The organism is Planococcus sp. FY231025 (genome assembly GCF_052078085.1).
GTDB lineage: Bacteria > Bacillota > Bacilli > Bacillales_A > Planococcaceae > Planococcus.
The window spans coordinates 1-15,453 of sequence record NZ_JBQJJG010000011.1; the positions used below are offsets into that span (position 1 = coordinate 1).

Annotated in this window: 17 protein-coding genes; 7 read left to right on the forward strand and 10 right to left on the reverse strand. The window is 50.8% G+C overall.

Going from position 1 to position 15,453, the window contains the following annotated elements:
* Positions 1-182: 182 nt before the first annotated feature.
* The 5 genes from trhO to ACTL32_RS16185 form a co-directional block, all read right to left on the reverse strand.
* Positions 183-1,145 carry an oxygen-dependent tRNA uridine(34) hydroxylase TrhO gene (trhO, locus tag ACTL32_RS16165; RefSeq protein ID WP_441342433.1) on the reverse strand — a complete coding sequence of 321 codons (963 nt, stop codon included), beginning with the start codon at positions 1,143-1,145 and terminating at the stop codon, positions 183-185.
* A gap of 152 nt (positions 1,146-1,297) precedes the next feature.
* Positions 1,298-1,708, reverse strand: a complete 411-nt coding sequence (locus ACTL32_RS16170; RefSeq protein ID WP_441342434.1) for a VOC family protein — start codon at positions 1,706-1,708, stop codon at positions 1,298-1,300.
* An 18-nt stretch (positions 1,709-1,726) separates the two neighbouring features.
* Positions 1,727-2,677, reverse strand: coding sequence for a 2-hydroxyacid dehydrogenase (locus ACTL32_RS16175; protein WP_441342435.1), 951 nt, complete (start codon positions 2,675-2,677; stop codon positions 1,727-1,729).
* Between the two features lie 83 nt (positions 2,678-2,760).
* On the reverse strand, positions 2,761-3,378 hold the full coding sequence (locus ACTL32_RS16180) for a DedA family protein (RefSeq protein WP_441342436.1): 618 nt from the start codon (positions 3,376-3,378) through the stop codon (positions 2,761-2,763).
* Positions 3,379-3,391: 13 nt separating this feature from the next.
* Positions 3,392-4,477 carry a metallophosphoesterase gene (locus tag ACTL32_RS16185; RefSeq protein WP_441342437.1) on the reverse strand — a complete coding sequence of 362 codons (1,086 nt, stop codon included), beginning with the start codon at positions 4,475-4,477 and terminating at the stop codon, positions 3,392-3,394.
* Between the two features lie 174 nt (positions 4,478-4,651).
* Between ACTL32_RS16185 and ACTL32_RS16190 the strand changes: the two genes are divergently transcribed.
* The 6 genes from ACTL32_RS16190 to ACTL32_RS16215 all read left to right on the forward strand — a co-directional run bounded on the left by ACTL32_RS16190 (position 4,652) and on the right by ACTL32_RS16215 (position 8,572).
* Complete coding sequence (locus ACTL32_RS16190) at positions 4,652-4,993, forward strand: lmo0954 family membrane protein (RefSeq protein WP_441342438.1); 342 nt, start codon at positions 4,652-4,654, stop codon at positions 4,991-4,993.
* 15 nt (positions 4,994-5,008) lie between these two features.
* A complete protein-coding gene (locus tag ACTL32_RS16195) occupies positions 5,009-5,647 on the forward strand; it encodes a PspA/IM30 family protein (RefSeq protein ID WP_441342439.1) in 639 nt (212 codons plus the stop codon).
* Between the two features lie 65 nt (positions 5,648-5,712).
* The gene (gene liaF, locus ACTL32_RS16200; RefSeq protein WP_204893517.1) at positions 5,713-6,405 is read left to right on the forward strand and encodes a cell wall-active antibiotics response protein LiaF; all 693 of its coding nucleotides are present in this window, start codon (positions 5,713-5,715) and stop codon (positions 6,403-6,405) included.
* Positions 6,402-7,448, forward strand: a complete 1,047-nt coding sequence (locus ACTL32_RS16205) for a sensor histidine kinase (RefSeq protein WP_441342440.1) — start codon at positions 6,402-6,404, stop codon at positions 7,446-7,448. Before liaF ends, ACTL32_RS16205 begins: the two co-directional genes overlap by 4 nt.
* Positions 7,423-8,058, forward strand: a complete 636-nt coding sequence (locus ACTL32_RS16210; protein WP_441342441.1) for a response regulator — start codon at positions 7,423-7,425, stop codon at positions 8,056-8,058. Before ACTL32_RS16205 ends, ACTL32_RS16210 begins: the two co-directional genes overlap by 26 nt.
* Positions 8,059-8,197: 139 nt before the next feature.
* On the forward strand, positions 8,198-8,572 hold the full coding sequence (locus tag ACTL32_RS16215; RefSeq protein ID WP_441342442.1) for a VOC family protein: 375 nt from the start codon (positions 8,198-8,200) through the stop codon (positions 8,570-8,572).
* Between the two features lie 267 nt (positions 8,573-8,839).
* Here ACTL32_RS16215 and ACTL32_RS16220 read toward each other — a convergent pair whose 3' ends face one another.
* The 3 genes from ACTL32_RS16220 to ACTL32_RS16230 all read right to left on the reverse strand — a co-directional run bounded on the left by ACTL32_RS16220 (position 8,840) and on the right by ACTL32_RS16230 (position 12,925).
* Positions 8,840-10,978, reverse strand: a complete 2,139-nt coding sequence (locus tag ACTL32_RS16220; RefSeq protein ID WP_441342443.1) for a sensor histidine kinase — start codon at positions 10,976-10,978, stop codon at positions 8,840-8,842.
* 138 nt (positions 10,979-11,116) lie between these two features.
* On the reverse strand, positions 11,117-11,809 hold the full coding sequence (locus ACTL32_RS16225) for a response regulator transcription factor (protein ID WP_204893522.1): 693 nt from the start codon (positions 11,807-11,809) through the stop codon (positions 11,117-11,119).
* A 249-nt stretch (positions 11,810-12,058) separates the two neighbouring features.
* Entirely contained in the window at positions 12,059-12,925 is an 867-nt protein-coding gene (locus tag ACTL32_RS16230; RefSeq protein ID WP_441342444.1) for an EamA family transporter, read from the reverse strand.
* Positions 12,926-13,034: 109 nt separating this feature from the next.
* Between ACTL32_RS16230 and ACTL32_RS16235 the strand changes: the two genes are divergently transcribed.
* Positions 13,035-13,265 (forward strand): helix-turn-helix domain-containing protein, encoded by a 231-nt coding sequence (locus tag ACTL32_RS16235; RefSeq protein WP_441342445.1) that lies wholly within the window; start codon positions 13,035-13,037, stop codon positions 13,263-13,265.
* 54 nt (positions 13,266-13,319) lie between these two features.
* Here ACTL32_RS16235 and ACTL32_RS16240 read toward each other — a convergent pair whose 3' ends face one another.
* The gene (locus ACTL32_RS16240; protein WP_441342446.1) at positions 13,320-14,105 is read right to left on the reverse strand and encodes a hypothetical protein; all 786 of its coding nucleotides are present in this window, start codon (positions 14,103-14,105) and stop codon (positions 13,320-13,322) included.
* A gap of 41 nt (positions 14,106-14,146) precedes the next feature.
* The gene (locus ACTL32_RS16245) at positions 14,147-15,451 is read right to left on the reverse strand and encodes a hypothetical protein (RefSeq protein ID WP_441342448.1); all 1,305 of its coding nucleotides are present in this window, start codon (positions 15,449-15,451) and stop codon (positions 14,147-14,149) included.
* Between the last annotated feature and the right edge of the window lie 2 nt (positions 15,452-15,453).

The following is a 15,453-nucleotide window of genomic DNA, read 5'->3' on the forward strand; positions in this document are numbered from 1 at the left end:
GCGAAGTGCCGAAATCCACTCGGACGCCAGTCCGAGTTAGTTCGGCGCGAGCCCGCGGAAAGCGTCCGCCTGAAGTGAAGGATCCTACACAGCTTCCATTAGTTTTATTTAGCTAATTGAAAAATTATTCTTTTGTCTACAAACTGAAAGCCGTCCCCAAAAGGACGGCTTTTTCTATGTTCTTAGACTTCAGTTGTTTCTTTTAGGGCATCCAAACGTGCCTGTACGTCTGCACCAGTCAATCCGTGCTCGAAAGCATAGCGGTTGCGCGGGTGTTCGCGGCATTCGTCTGAACATGAACGCATGTATTTGTGTTCGTTTTCTTCAGAAGCAAGGATTTTCTTGTTGCATTCGGGATTCGCGCAGTTCACGTAGCGCTCACATGGTTCGCCTGTAAAGTGGTCTTTCCCGACAACGACATGTTCCACTTGGTTGACCGGAACGGCAATGCGCTCATCGAACACATACATTTGCCCGTCCCAAAGCTGTCCTTTGACTTCCGGGTCTTTTCCGTAAGTTGCGATGCCGCCGTGCAATTGCGCCACATCTTCAAATCCTTCTCTTTTCAGCCAGCCGGAGAATTTTTCACAGCGGATTCCGCCTGTGCAGTAAGTCAGGATTTTCTTGCCTTCAAACATTTCTTTATTTTCACGGACCCATTCCGGTAGATCACGGAAATTTTCAACATCCGGACGTACAGCGCCGCGGAAATGGCCTAGGTCATATTCATAATCATTGCGTGCATCAAGCACGATTGTATCCTGATCCTGCATGCGTTTGTAGAATTCTGCAGGCTCCAGGTAAGTTCCAGTCAATTCATGCGGATTGATATCTTCTTCCAATCCCAAGTGAACGATTTCTTTTTTCGCGCGCACATGCATTTTCTTGAATGCATGGCCTTCCGCTGCATCAATCTTAAAGACGATATCAGCAAAACGCGGATCGCTTTTCACCATTTCCATGTATGCTTCCGTCTGTTCGATCGTACCGGAGCAAGTCCCGTTGATCCCTTCATGGGAAACCAGGATACGCCCTTTCAAGCCGATTTCCTTGCAGGCTGCCAAATGTTCAGTCGCAAAAGTTTCCGGATCCTCGATCGTTGTATATAAATAATAAAGTAAAACGTTGTGTGTATGATTTTGCATGAATCATACCCCCTATTCTTCGATTTGTTCTCGTTGCCAAAAATGCATTAAAAACCTAAATCATTTTACAATAAAAACCGGCAAACTTCAACTTCTCTTCAAAGGAAAGGGCCGCTGCACAAAGCAGCCGCCCTTTTCTCCAAGTTCTTTCATTATTCTTTTTCAGCGTTCAAGTCCCAGACAAAACCGAACTTGTCTTTCACTTTCCCGTACTTCGCGCCCCAGAACGTATCCTGCAATTCCATGAGCACCTGGCCGCCTTGTGCCAGCTTTCCGAATATTACTGTTGCTTCCTCTTCGTTTTCGCATTCGACGACCAAGGCAAGCCCTGAGCGGGGCTGTGCCGGCGTTTCCTCGACAGAATCCGCCATCATCAGGCGGAAATCGCCCCTTTGCAGCAAGCAATGCAGCAAATACTCTTTTGCGTGCTCCGGTGCAGGAAAATCGGCATTCCCATATGTCTGGCTTCCTTTCAGTTCCAAGCCGAAAATTTCTTGGTAGAACGCGGACGCTTCTTTCGCTTGTCCGTAAAACGTCAAATAAGGCGTGATCGCACCTTTCATGGGCTTCTTCTCCTTTTTTCAGCAGAGCCGGTTTTCGACTTTTCCACCTTCAAGGCACGCCTTGATGGCTTTGGCGTTCATTTCCATCATCGCCATGCGCGTCTGGACAGTGGCACTGCCGATATGCGGCAGCACGGTAACGTTCGGCAAAGTCAGAAGTGGATGGTCAAGCGGCACCGGTTCCTGCTCGAACACGTCGAGGCCGGCTCCCCAGATTCCGCCTGATTTCAAAGCTTCGTAAAGCGCCGTTTCATCCACAATGCCTCCCCGTGCCACATTGATCAAGCATGCCGTCTCTTTCATCAAGGAAAGCTCCCTGGCACCGATCATGCCTCTAGTCTCTTCTGTGAGCGGCGTCAGGAGGACCACGAAATCGGACTTGCCCAAAAGCTCGTCCAACGCTGCATATTTAACATCTTCAAAACTGCGCCGCGTCCGGTTATGGTACAGCACTTCCATTCCGAAGCCCTGTGCACGCCGCGCGACCGCTTCACCGATGCGGCCCATGCCGATGATGCCCAGTGTAGCCCCGCCGACATTGCGGCCGGCCATGCCCATCGGCGTCCATGACTTCCAATCGCCCGAGCGGACCGATTTCTCGGCTTCCACGATGCGCCTTGCCGTTGCGAGAAGAAGCGCGAACGTCAAATCAGCCGTGCTTTCTGTCAGCACTTCCGGTGTATTGGTCACCATAACATGATGTTCATGCGCCGTATGCAGATCGATATTATTGAAGCCTACTGCAAGATTGGAGACGATTTTCAGGTTCGGTGCATTTTCGAACACTTCCTTGTCAATCTTATCGGAAAGCATTGTCCATAAAGCATGCACCTCTTTGGCCTGGCGGAGGAGCTCCTCGCGCGGGGCCGGCATCTCTTCATCTTCCCACATCCGGACTTCGAATGATTCCTGCAGTCCGCTGACCGCTTTTTCTGGTAATTTTTGGGTAATAAAAATAATTGGTTTCATAATAACCTCCCTCAGATTTTATTATCAAACAATTATAACAACTAAAAAAACTGCCGGCAAATGCCAGCAGTTTCCAGTTCTGTTCAATCCATCGGGCGGGTCCTGATTTTCTTCATATAATACCAAACTGCCAGGAGCCCGACTAGGACGATCAAGGCGTAGACAATGTTCGAATAAACATCCAATTGTTCCAGAATCGCTTCACGGTTGTCCCCCACCGCTTCACCGACGTAGACAAGGACCGTGTTCCAAAGCAGCGTCCCGAGAGTGGTGAACGTCAGGAACAGCCAAAATTTCATGTTCGACATTCCGGCAGGAATTGAAATCAGGCTCCGGACCAGCGGAATGAGCCGGCCGAAAAAGACGGTCCAGATGCCGAACCGGTCGAACCAGGCGTCAGCCCGGTGGATATCCGCTTTTTTCACGCGCAGCAGGCGTCCGTATTTGTCGACGATTTTCTCCAGCCGTTCAACATCCAGCAGCAATCCGATGCCGTACAAGACGACAGCACCAGAAAGCGATCCGGCTGTCGATGCTAATATGACGCCCGGTATGGTCATGGTCGTAGTGGTTGTCATAAAACCCCCGACCGTCAAAATAACTTCTGACGGAATTGGCGGGAAGACGTTCTCTAACATAATCAGTAAAAATATTCCAAAATATCCGTAGTCAGACATGATGTCTGTAATCCATTGTTCCATGCATAATCTCCCTTTACATTACTTTTTCGAATTTCATTTTAATCGACCATAATTCAGACCGGCTGCCGATCCGGATCGGCGGTCCCCAGAACCCGAAACCGGAACTTACAAGGAAATGGGTTTTGCCGATTTTCCTGTAGCCATAATCCAGCTCGAACACCTTTCGGGTGATGAGGCTGTTCGGCCACATCTGCCCTCTATGGGTATGTCCGGAAACATGGAAATCCGCTCCGAGCTGGACCGGCTTTTTCAGATCCGACGGCGTATGGTCCATGACGATCCATGGCAGCGTCTTTTCAGGAGCCAAAAGGTCGAGGCCATGCCGCTTTCCATTCGTGCGGTCTTCGCGTCCTGTAATATAGAAACGATTGGCAACCAAAATAGTTTCATCCCTAAGAATCCGGACTCCCGAACTTTCCATCAAACGGACGAGCAGCGGGATTTTCCTACCGTAATATTCGTGGTTCCCCAGGACTCCGTAGACGCCGAGCGGCGCGTTCAGCCGCTCCATTTCCTCCTGCATGCCGTACCGCGCATACCAGATCGGATCATCATCAACCAGATCGCCTGCCAAAAGCGCCACATCCGGATTCAAACCATTGGCCTTGTCGACAAAACGCTTCAAGTGGCGCTTACCCGACAAGACGCCGAGATGGAAATCGGAGCCTACGACGATATGCAGAGGTTCCGCCGGCCCATGCCCCACCATGATCTCCACTTCCCTGACGACCGGGCTATACGCCAGGTAAGAGCCGGCCAAGAAGATTGCGGCCATCAGGGCAGCTGTGCCATTGCCGATGAGCAAGGCCTCCTGCGGCCAGTCGACCAGCAGGCTCAGTACATTCGCCAGCGGGAAGAGAAGGAGCCCGTATTGGAAGAACGCGAACCAATAAGAGCCGATGATGCTGAATGCCAGCCATCGATGTCCGAAGCGGCCGATAAAGAAACTGAAGGCAATAACCATCCATGCTCCCCAAAAAAGCCAGGCATTCATATCCGGCAGCCACGAAACGAGCCAAATGCGGACATTCCAGCCCAAATAAATGGCCAGCGCCAGGTAGATGCTGATCCCGCCGGCAATGGCAGCAATTTTTTTCATAGAGTTGTCCCTTTCTCAATTCCATATAACAGGTATTATATCATTTTCACCGGCAAACCACCTCTCCCGATTCCAACTACGCCTCAAGGCTTAGAGAAAGATGCAGTCAGGGTCCGTGTTGGAAAAACGCGGCGCTTGATAAGATGAAGGTACAAATTGAGAGGAGGAACAAATATGAATAAGTTTTGGATGATCACACTCGGCGCCATCGCGGGCATCATCGTCTTGTCGAACCTGGGCGCGATTGCTGCATTGGCAATTTCGGCGCTGATCCTGTACGCCGGGGTGCATTATTATTTGCGCAGCACCGCAACCGCAGGAAAGATCTGGTGGGGAATCGTTGCTGCCATCGGCGCCATCTCGGCCATTTCGAATGTACCCGCTTTGATCGGCGTTGCGGCAGCTGCAGGGCTATGGATGATTTACCAGAAATGGAATGACCGCCCGGCTGCTTTTACCGAAACAAAAGATCCTTTCGTAAATTTCGAGAACCAGTGGAACAAGCTCAACAAATAAGGAGGAGGAAACAAAATGACAACACTATGGGAACGCTTTAAATTCGCTGTCGCAACTGATTTGGACGCTGTGGTTTCAAAAAAAGAGGAGAAAAATCCGATTGCCGCACTGAACCGCTACATCACAGAAGCTGAACGCCAAACGGAGGCAACCGGCAAATGGGTGGAACGCCAGACCCAGCTCAACACAAAGCTCCAAAAGGAACTTTCAGAAACAAGCAACATGCTGGAAAAACGCCGGGCCCAATACGAACTTGCGCAATCTGCAGGAGAAAGCGAATTAACGTCCTTTGCTGAAATGGAAGTAGCTTCCTACTCCCGCCGCGCCGATGAACTGAAAGCGGCGATTGCTGAAAATCTCCATGAGATCAACAGCCTGGAACAGCGCTTCGAGGAAATGAAACACAAAGTGAAAGACATGAAAGTGCGCCAGCTGCAATTGATGGGGAAAGAAAATGCCACGCGCGCCCATCATCAGATGGATAAGGTCCTGAGCCCTCAACTCGCAGCAGAACGCCTCGGCTCTTTTGATGACATGGCTTCCTACATCAAGAACCTGGGAGCGAAAGTCGAAGAAGAGCACGAACGGACAACAATGGAACGCCGCTTGGAAGCGCTGGAAAAAAACAGCGCAAAGCAAATCGAAATTGGTTAAAATAGAGTGAGAAGAAGAATCCCTTCTTCTCGCTTTTCCGCTGCAAAGAAGGAGGCAAAAACACGATGAAAGAACTGACAACCAACCGGCAGGCGCTGATTTTCTGGAGCGCTTTATTGCTCGTCTTTGTAGAAGTTGCCTTTTTCCGGAACGGCAGTGTATTTTTGGTTCTTCTTGGCATTGGAATTTTGTATTACGCAATGAACAAAGCTCCTCAAACCCGGAAAATATATGTCTGGACCAGCGTGATCCTGATCGGCATTTCGGTGCTGTCGATGTGGAGCCTGCGCTTGATCATCTTTTCCATCGCCATGTACCTGCTGGTTCGCCTCTGGAAAGGCGAAGACTGGCAGCAGGATTTGCCCCTCGGCGGAACAGTCGACAAAGGGCTCATTCAGAACCGCTTTTTCGCGGCGCAAAGTACGCCGATTGAAGCATACGAATGGAAGGATATCCATGTCCAGGGATTTGCAGGCGATTTGTTGATTGATGCGACCCAGACCGTCCTTCCCAAAAAAACGTCATTCGTATCCATACGCCAGGGCTTCGGCAAAGTGAAGATCATACTGCCTTACGAAGTTCCGGTCCGCATTTATTACAATACCCTCTTAGGGGATGCCCGGTTTTTCACCAGCACCAAACAGCGTGTTTGGAACGGAGCTGTGCATACCGACAATGGCTATCCTTCAGACGGCCGGACCGAAATGATCATCACAATCACCACGTGGATGGGCGATGTCGAGGTGATCCGCCGATGAGGCAGATTCTCCCGCGCGGCCTTTTCTTCATGGGGCTGTTCGCGTTGATCGTCTTCAGCATTCTGATTGTGCTGCTAGGGCTTCCAACTCTCGCAACCTGGGATGTGTTATGGGAAGATTTTGTCGCCGGCCTCCCCTTTGGGATCTGGCTGCTGGTTCTTATGCTCGCTTTGTCAGCAGGCATCGCCTGGTGGTCGGAATCGCTGTCCCGTTCAAAGGTCCAGGACATCGATGAAATTTTCCAAGCGCTCCTTCGCAACGAAGACCAGGCGGCCATCGAAGCTGCCAAGATGAAGGCGCTGCCGCGCAATTTATCTTCATCGATCCTGAAGCTGCAGAAATTGATGGAATCCCAGCGCAAAAGCCTCGCGCGCATTTCGAACGAACGTGCCGAAAACCAGGACAAAATCATCCAGGAACGACTGGTCATGGAGCGCCAGCGCCTCGCCCGGGAACTGCACGACTCTGTGTCCCAGCAATTGTTTGCCGCCTCTATGCTGCTGTCGTCGATGACCGAACGCGAAGCCGCTTCACCGGCGCTTTTGCAGACCGAGAAAATGGTTCAGCAGGCACAGCTGGAAATGCGGGCATTGCTTTTGCATCTGCGCCCTGCCGCCCTCCACAACAAAAGCCTATGCCAAGGCCTGGCGGAACTGATTTCCGAACTGAAGGAGAAAGTCTATTTTGCCATCGACAGCAAACTTGAAGAAGTGCCGCTTCCTAAAGGGGCGGAAGACCACCTGTTCCGCATCGCCCAGGAAACGCTGTCGAATACACTGCGGCATTCCAAGGCGACCGAAGTCCATATTCTGTTTGTGGAACGCGACGGGTTCGCCATTTTACGGGTGCAGGACAACGGAATCGGATTTGAAAGCGAACAATCGAAATCCACTTCCTACGGCTTGAAACATATTGAAGAACGTGCAATTGAAATCGGGGCCGTCAGCAAGATCGTGTCGGTGCCGTCGGAAGGCACTATCGTTGAAGTGAAAGTACCGATCGAAAGGAAGGTTTCTGATGATCCGAATCTTATTGGCCGATGACCATGAAATGGTCCGCATCGGCGTATCTGCCTATCTCCAATCACAGCCGGACATGGAAGTGGCCGGTGAGGCCGTGAACGGCGCTGAAGCTGTCCGGATGGCCCTTGACCTCCGTCCGGATGTCGTCCTGATGGACATGGTCATGCCGGTAATGAACGGCGCTGAAGCGACCGAAGCGATCATCCATAAATGGCCGGAAGCAAAAATCATGATCGTCACCAGCTTCCTCGATGACGATAAAGTGTATCCGGCTTTGAAAGCCGGAGCCGTCAGCTATATTCTGAAAACGTCCAAAGCTTCGCGTATTGCCGACTCCATCCGGGAAACGATGAACGGCACACCGGTCCTCGAGCCGGAAGTGATGACAAAAATGATGAAGCAGATGCGCCACGACCGCGTCCCGCACGAAGAATTGACGGAACGGGAAATGGAGATCCTGCTGTTGATTGCGTCGGGAAAAACCAACCAGGAAATTGCAGACGAACTGTTCATCGCCCTGAAGACCGTGAAGACTCACGTCAGCAACCTGCTTTCCAAGTTGGACGTCCATGACCGCACCCAAGCAGCCATCTATGCGTTTCAACACCGCCTCATCTCACCGCCGCAATGATTTAATCTGCAAAAAAAGCCGTCTGCATTCGCTGGACGGCTTTTTTAATAGAATAAATGAGTGGGTTGTTCCAGTTTTCTGAAATGTGAATTAAAATGGAATAAGCGCAAGCCCATAACAAAGCAAGGGAGCTGGAGACATGATCAGTAAGATCGGACAAGTGATGCTATACGTCAACAACCAAGACGAGGCAGTGGAATTCTGGACAAAGAAGCTGGGATTCACTGTAGTAGCGGATGAAAAAACTGAAGGTATGAGATGGATTGAAATTGAGCCATCGGAAAACGCTGAAACAAGCATCATTCTGCACGACAGGGAAACCGTCGCCAACATGTCGCCCGGAGTGAATTTGGATACGCCTTCCTTGATGTTCTTCACTGAAGATGCCGAAAAGCTGCACAAGGAGTTTGCTTCCAAAAACGTCACAGTCGGAGAAATTGTCGAAATGGCTTCGAACAAAGTATTCAACTTCGCGGACAATGAAGACAATTACTTTGCCGTCATGGAGAAATAAAGCCAACAAAAAAAGGGCCCGCGGGAGCCCTTTTTTGTTGAGAAAGATATAAATTCTCTTTCTTTATAATTGAAAAACCGATATTTTGCAAAACAGCTTCGCTTAGCCAGGTTTCAATCATAAACAGTTTTCTTATAGAGAGCTTATCCAGCGCCGGCGTGGCCACGGGCTGGACGAAGCGATGAGACGAGTGTCCTTCTCGGCTCATCGCGAAAGCCATGCCCGAAGCGGTATGAAAATTTCCGATTCATTTGTTCGTCCTGATTCTCACAGGCTGTTGATGGTGACCGTCACTTTGAACAAATCCCCGTCTACTTCGATTTTCATCGTGCCGCCATGGAGCTCGACAATCGATTGGGCAATCGCCAGACCTAAGCCCGAGCCTTCCGTCTGGCGGGAAGCATCTCCCCGTTTGAAGCGCTCAAACAATTCATCCGGATTTTCTCCGAGTTCGTAGCGAGTGATATTTTTGATAATGAATTGTGCCTGCCCTTCCATTTCCTCGAGCGTAACATATACCCGCGTGCCCGGCAGTGCATATTTGATGGCATTCAAAATGAGGTTATCAAGCACGCGCCACCATTTCTGGCCGTCGGCATAAACTTGGATCGGCCGTTCCGGCAGCGATACCCGGAAATCGAGGCCCGATTGGCAGATGTCTTCTGCATGTTCCGCCAGCGCTTGCTGGAGCAGCTGGGCTACATCCAGTTTCGACCGCTGAAGCTCCATGTTGCCGCTGGCCATTTTCGACACTTCGAACAAATCCTCGATCAGCGTTTTCAGGCGCTGGGATTTCCGGTCAAGGATTGCTGCATACGACAAACGGTCCTCATCCGACAAGTCCGGTGCTTTCAGCAGGTCGGTATACGTAATGATCGAAGTCAACGGCGTCCGCAGATCGTGGCTGACATTCGTGATAAGTTCTGTTTTCAAGCGTTCGCTTTTCGCCTGTTCCGTCATCGACACCCGAACGCCTTCTTTCAGCCGGTTCAGCTGGCGGGCATGATTCGCAAGCGGCGAATTCCCGGACACGGGCACTGGCTGGTTCAGTTGCCCCATCGCCATCGCTTCCGTTTCCTGCATCAATACATTCAAATAGCCGAAGCGTTTCATCATCATGACCAGGACCGGGATGCCGATCAGCAACGTCGCCGGGATCCAGAGAAGCACCATTCCCGGAACGACGACTGTCAGCAGTGTGCCGAATCCCCAGAAAAAGATGACGATCAGCAGGATCAGCATCTGGACGCCGATCGTTTTATTGAGAAATGCCTGCCTCATCACCAGCAAATTCCGATGGATGAGGCTGTTCTGGAATTCATTCCGGAGAAGGCCCGGTTTTTTGTAATAGGCAAACAAATAGATTCCCTGCAGGAGCGCCAGTGCAATCGCCATCAATGCGAGTCCGAATTCCAATATGGAATTTACGATATTGATGGCATAACTGTCGTTCCAGGAAGAATGCAAAGCATAAATCGCCGAATAAGGTGCATACAGTGCATAGAAAATGGATAGGAGGAAGGCAATTAGGCGAACCTCGATAGACCAACGCTTCCATTTTTCATAGAGGCTGCTGAATGTGAACCATTCCAAGCGGAATTTTAGAACCGTAAACAAAATCACCAGCCCTGCAGCAACTACGGCAAAGGAAAGGTACAATACCGATTTTGACAACGTGAATTTATTCAGTTCCATCCCGGCGTTCGATGCGGCCAAGAGTCCGTGGTCGATCTGGATCGTGCCTTCATACTCTCCTGAGGTCAAAAAGCCTTCTGCGTCCCCTCTGCCGTAGTCCATCTCGGTATCGGCCAGCGGCTGCCGGGAAGTGTAGTTCATTTCAAAAAACGGGTTTTCAGAAAGTTCCCCTTGTGTAAAAGTTTCACCTGTCTTGAGATTTTTCAGCCGATAGACGTAATAGCTGTTGTCGGCTTGGAAATAAGGCCTTTCGCCTTCCTTGCTGCGCTTCAACTCCGCCAGTTCCTGGAGACGTTCTTCTGTGATTTTTTCGCGCACCACGTCATCATCGGCGAAGTTGCTTTGGATCGCTTCGATTTTGCGGTCCCGCTCTTTTACCAAAATCTCCTCGACGCTGCTGTTTCCAGAAGCCTTGGCTTGTTCAATTTGGTCCGCGTATTGCATTTGGATATTGTCGACTTGATCCGCCAACGAACCATAGCGGTTCCGGTATTCCTCGATTTCTTCTGCAGTTATAAGAATTTCGGCCTCTTCTTCCGGCGGCGCCAAACCAAGGGCAAGTAGCCGATCTGTATAGTATAGATAAGAGATTTTGAATTCCTCAGATTCCGTATAGGACTTCCCGAAATGCGTCGGCCCAAGCTCCATAATGATAAAGGTGGCGAGCAGAACTAGCGAACTGACCAAAAGCCATAGCCATTTTTTCATCATCATGCGCCCCCTTTCGGAATGAGCCGGAGCGAAGCCAGCAGATCAGCTGCGGAGGCATCTTTCAATATCTCCACAACAAAAGCAAAACAATATAATAGCGAAAACAGTGCTAAGATGACTGCGGCAATTGACCACAAATCATTTTTCCATTTTGTAGCCAACGCCCCACACCACCTTTAAGTACCGCGGATTTTTCGGATCCGCTTCGATTTTTTCCCGTATCTTCCGGATATGGACAGCGACAATGTTTTCGGCATTGTACGCCGGTTCGTTCCAGACCCGCTCATAAATGTCCTGGATGGAGAACACCCGCCCGGCATTCGCCATCAGCAATTCCGTCACTTTGAATTCAATCGGAGTCAGCTTGATCGGTTCCCCGTGAAGCGAGACATCTTTCGCTTCTGTATCGAGCACCAGCCCATCGATCTCAATGCGCTGGGTTTTGTCTTCATATGTCCCAAGACTGACGTATCGTCTCAGTTGGGACTTCACCCGGGCGACCAATTCCATCGGGTGGAACGGTTTCGTCACATAATCGTCTGCCCCTACGGACAGTCCATGGATCTTGTCAGAATCTTCCGCCTTGGCGCTCAACATGATGATCGGGATATTGCGCTGTTCGCGGATCTTGAACGTGGCTGCAATCCCGTCCATCTTCGGCATCATGATGTCGAGGATGATGACGTGGACGTCGCTCGTTTCCAACAACTCGATCGCTTCAACTCCGTTAGCGGCTTTCAACACATTGTAGCCTTCATTCTTCAAATAGATTTCTATGCCATCTCGGATATCCTGATCATCATCAGTCACCAGCACCGTAAATTTCCCCATCGTCAACACCTCTTTCATCTCTGTAATTTATTGTAAACGAAACTTCTTAAGCAGACCTTAGGAAAAATATGAAGAAATTCTTAAGAAAAGAGCAGGCGGCCCTGATAGATTCGACGGGCATAAGACGGACCGGCGAAGCGGCGCTTTTTGCCGCACAGCCGGAACGGCTTATGACCCCGAGAATCTGGCCGCCGGAGTCTGGGCAATAAGAAAAGCGCAGGCGGCCTGGTAGATTCTACGGGCACTTCCTTATACGGCTGCTTTTCTCTTGCCCATTGTCAATATGACGATGCCTCCGAGGAGCAGCAGGACGCCAAACCAGGCGGATCCGCTTAGGCTTTCTCCGACGATGAAGACACCAAGCAGCGCGGCCGTCATCGGCTCCCCGAGCGACAAGGTAACTGCTGACGACGACGGAATTTTTTTCAAACCGGCTGAAAACAAAATATAAGACAGGCTGGTTGCGCCAAGCCCCAAATAGACGATAACGCCTAAATTGCCGAAATCCGTTATGTAGGAGATGTCATAAAACAGCAAGAACGGCAGGAGGCACAACGCGCTCAGCGAAAAGATGACTGCGACCGCCGGAATGGCGTCCATCTTTTCAAGCACCTTTTTGCTGGTGATTGCATAGCCTGCAAAAGAGACACCTGCCCCAAGCGCCAGCAGGATGCCGGCGGGATCGGCCGATGCGGATCCATTGCCCAAAAACAGCAAGAAGCATCCGGCAATCGCTGAAACCGTTGCGGACACCCAGATTCTATCCGGCCGGCGCTTTAACAGCGTCCATTCCAGAATCCCCGAAAATACCGGCGCGCTTCCGATCGTAGCGACGGTGCCAATCGCGACTCCTGTCAATTGGACAGCAGAAAAGAACAGCGGCTGAAACAGCGCCATCAAAACGGCAGAAGCGAGCGCGGCCTGCCAAGGGATTTCACGCCACCGCAATCCCTTGGTCAATAAAACAAATGCAAGAAGCGCAAATCCGCCGACGCTCAACCGTAGCGCCCCGATTGTCAGCGGATGCGCTTCGCCGTCTATAAAACTTTGCGCAGTCCCTGTAGTCCCCCAAAGAACCGCTGCTGCCAACACCCAGATATAGGGCCAAAACTTCACAAAAAACACCTCTATTCCAATATTCCAGCCATTAGCTTACCATCAATTGAATGGTTTGAGATACCTTCTCTCTTCCATTATAATAAAAGAAAAAAGAGGAGATGATCCCATGTATATGACAGTCCCGGAAACTGCCGCTTTTCTGTCGATGCCTGAAGAACAGGTCACCCGGTATGTTTTAGAAGGCCGCATCCGCGCAGTCCATGACGGTGACCAGTACTTGGTCAACACCTCTCAATTCGAAACGCACTTCCAGCAATTGGAACTTGCAAAACAAGCCTTGGAAGAATGGCAGATGACTCCGATTCCAGATGATGTGGATATCAAAGACGAAGATTGACAATATGCAGCAAAGCATCCCGGCATTGATTGCCGGGATGCTTTTTTGAACGGATTATTTCGGATAGCGGATATACTGCCGCTGGCCTTCAATAATTTTCTTATTATCTTCGACCATCTTATCGTAGTTAAGCTTTTTCATTTCTTCAAAATCATTGCCTGGGATTACGTTCAGCCCTTTCAGGCTCTTGCGCATTTTCTCGACATTGCCGGTGATTCCCTGGACAAATTTCTGCGATTCTTTCCCCATCCGCTCCCAGCCTTCAGTAGTTGTCAAAAATGAAGCAAACGCCTGGATCTCTGAATTCTTTTCCAGCAGGGTCTGCAGGTTGAGGAATTGATACAATGTCAGCAGATTTGCAGTTTCCAACGTTCTTTCCACATCTGCCTGGGTGATTTCCTTGCGGACCAATACGTCATTGTCGTAATAGTTCTTGTAGTCTTTGACCATCGAAGAAAGCTTTTGCTGTATTTGCCAGAGTTCGGCAAATGCATCCCTTCCTTTCAGCGCAGAAGCATCGGCCCCAGAAGCCGGGATGCTCAGGGGCTCTGTAAAATAAGCCGCGCTGATTTTCAGGTAATCCATGCCGATGTTGAAGATGTTGCTGCTCAGATCACCGAAAAGAGCCAGATGGCGCTGGGCTTCAAGCGCTTCTTCCCGGTTCTCTTCACCCGGCGTCAAATAAGCGGTGGCTACAGATGCATTGTTTTTTGTGAATCCCGCCATGTAGTAAGGCTTCTCATTCACCGTCCAATAGACCGGATTTACAAAAACGCCTTCGGTCCATTTTTTATGTTTTTTCACTTTTTTCAGGAGCAGTTGCGTAGTCTGGTCATTCATCGATGAATCTCTCCTTTTAACCGTCTTTTCTCATCATAACATTAGCCAAACAAACCGGTAAACGAATTCCATCCTTTGGCAATCGCGTCACTCGCTTTTGAAGCAGTGCTCTTGATGCCTTCCCAGTTTTTCGCCACGTATCCGGTAAGCTTCGAAGCACCCCATAAAGCGGCCCCCGCTACAACGATTCCGGCCCCGATGGCTTGGGCACCAGGAAAGGCCGCTGTTACGACGCCAGCGCTCATCATTGTAGCTCCAAGGCTGGCCGTCGCATCCGCAACTGCGACTGTTTTGTCTGCGCCGCTGGCATTCGCATCATTGAATGTATCCGTGACGCCGCCATCGCCAAATGTTTTCATATACGTGTCAATTCCGCCGAGCACTGTTCCGCCGACTGCAGCGACTACATTCAATTTCCCTAAAGCTCCCATGGCCGCCGGTCCAGCAGCTGTTGCTCCGCTCATCGCACCACCGACAGCTGAAGCGTTCGAGGCATTCCGCGCATTCTGAATGGTGCTGATCGACTGTGCAGCAGTGAAGCCATTGCCTAGTGCATCATTTGCATCAGATATTCCATCTAAAATAGGGCTGTCGATCCCCAGTTTCAAACCGTTCAATAACAAGCCGGACAAGAAAAATGCAGACCCTCTGCCCATCTCTCCGCTCGTTGCCGTCAATGAATTCCCTGCTAGATCCACTTGTCCAAGAATGACATCTTTGGCGATATAATTGAACACTTCATAGCCATCGGGCCCGTCAGAATTTGTGCCGTCCCCCGAGGTCGCATCGCTGCTCGTGCCGTCGCCTGAGGTTCCGTCTCCTGACGTTCCGTCTCCACCTGTGCCGTCACCCGAAGTTCCGACGCCACTCGTGCCGTCGCCCGAAGTTCCGTCTCCGCTCGTGCCGTCGCCTGACGTTCCGTCTCCGCTCGTGCCGTCGCCCGAAGTTCCGTCTCCGTTCGTGCCGTCGCCCGAAGTTCTGTCTCCGCTCGTGCCATCGCCTGACGTTCCGTCTCCGTTCGTGCCGTCGCCCGACGTTCCATCTCCGTTCGTGCCGTCGCCCGAAGTTCCATCGCCGCTTGTGCCGTCGCCTGACGTTCCGTCGCCGCTTGTGCCGTCGCCCGACGTTCTGTCACCTTGCCACGAGTCGCCTTGCCATGTATCGCCCGTCCACGTATTGCCTTGCCATGGCGTGCCTTCCCAAGTGTCGCCGCTCCACGTATCACCCGTCCACGAATTGCCGCTCCACGGTTGAACAGAAGCTGCTGCAACTGAATAGAAGAAAGATTGAGCGACAGTCAATAAAATAACCGCAATCACTACACTTCGTTTCATTAATTTCTCCATGA

What these genes read in the sequence shown, in the direction of transcription:
- ACTL32_RS16180 (WP_441342436.1), bottom strand. Translation starts at nt 3,378, where the DNA reads ATGGAACAATGGATTACAGACATCATGTCTGACTACGGATATTTTGGA.
- liaF (WP_204893517.1), top strand. Translation starts at nt 5,713, where the DNA reads ATGAAAGAACTGACAACCAACCGGCAGGCGCTGATTTTCTGGAGCGCT.
- ACTL32_RS16220 (WP_441342443.1), bottom strand. Translation starts at nt 10,978, where the DNA reads ATGATGAAAAAATGGCTATGGCTTTTGGTCAGTTCGCTAGTTCTGCTC.
- ACTL32_RS16175 (WP_441342435.1), bottom strand. Translation starts at nt 2,677, where the DNA reads ATGAAACCAATTATTTTTATTACCCAAAAATTACCAGAAAAAGCGGTC.
- ACTL32_RS16205 (WP_441342440.1), top strand. Translation starts at nt 6,402, where the DNA reads ATGAGGCAGATTCTCCCGCGCGGCCTTTTCTTCATGGGGCTGTTCGCG.
- ACTL32_RS16170 (WP_441342434.1), bottom strand. Translation starts at nt 1,708, where the DNA reads ATGAAAGGTGCGATCACGCCTTATTTGACGTTTTACGGACAAGCGAAA.
- ACTL32_RS16235 (WP_441342445.1), top strand. Translation starts at nt 13,035, where the DNA reads ATGTATATGACAGTCCCGGAAACTGCCGCTTTTCTGTCGATGCCTGAA.
- trhO (WP_441342433.1), bottom strand. Translation starts at nt 1,145, where the DNA reads ATGCAAAATCATACACACAACGTTTTACTTTATTATTTATATACAACG.
- ACTL32_RS16245 (WP_441342448.1), bottom strand. Translation starts at nt 15,451, where the DNA reads ATGGAGAAATTAATGAAACGAAGTGTAGTGATTGCGGTTATTTTATTG.
- ACTL32_RS16190 (WP_441342438.1), top strand. Translation starts at nt 4,652, where the DNA reads ATGAATAAGTTTTGGATGATCACACTCGGCGCCATCGCGGGCATCATC.
- ACTL32_RS16195 (WP_441342439.1), top strand. Translation starts at nt 5,009, where the DNA reads ATGACAACACTATGGGAACGCTTTAAATTCGCTGTCGCAACTGATTTG.
- ACTL32_RS16185 (WP_441342437.1), bottom strand. Translation starts at nt 4,477, where the DNA reads ATGAAAAAAATTGCTGCCATTGCCGGCGGGATCAGCATCTACCTGGCG.
- ACTL32_RS16240 (WP_441342446.1), bottom strand. Translation starts at nt 14,105, where the DNA reads ATGAATGACCAGACTACGCAACTGCTCCTGAAAAAAGTGAAAAAACAT.
- ACTL32_RS16225 (WP_204893522.1), bottom strand. Translation starts at nt 11,809, where the DNA reads ATGGGGAAATTTACGGTGCTGGTGACTGATGATGATCAGGATATCCGA.
- ACTL32_RS16215 (WP_441342442.1), top strand. Translation starts at nt 8,198, where the DNA reads ATGATCAGTAAGATCGGACAAGTGATGCTATACGTCAACAACCAAGAC.
- ACTL32_RS16210 (WP_441342441.1), top strand. Translation starts at nt 7,423, where the DNA reads ATGATCCGAATCTTATTGGCCGATGACCATGAAATGGTCCGCATCGGC.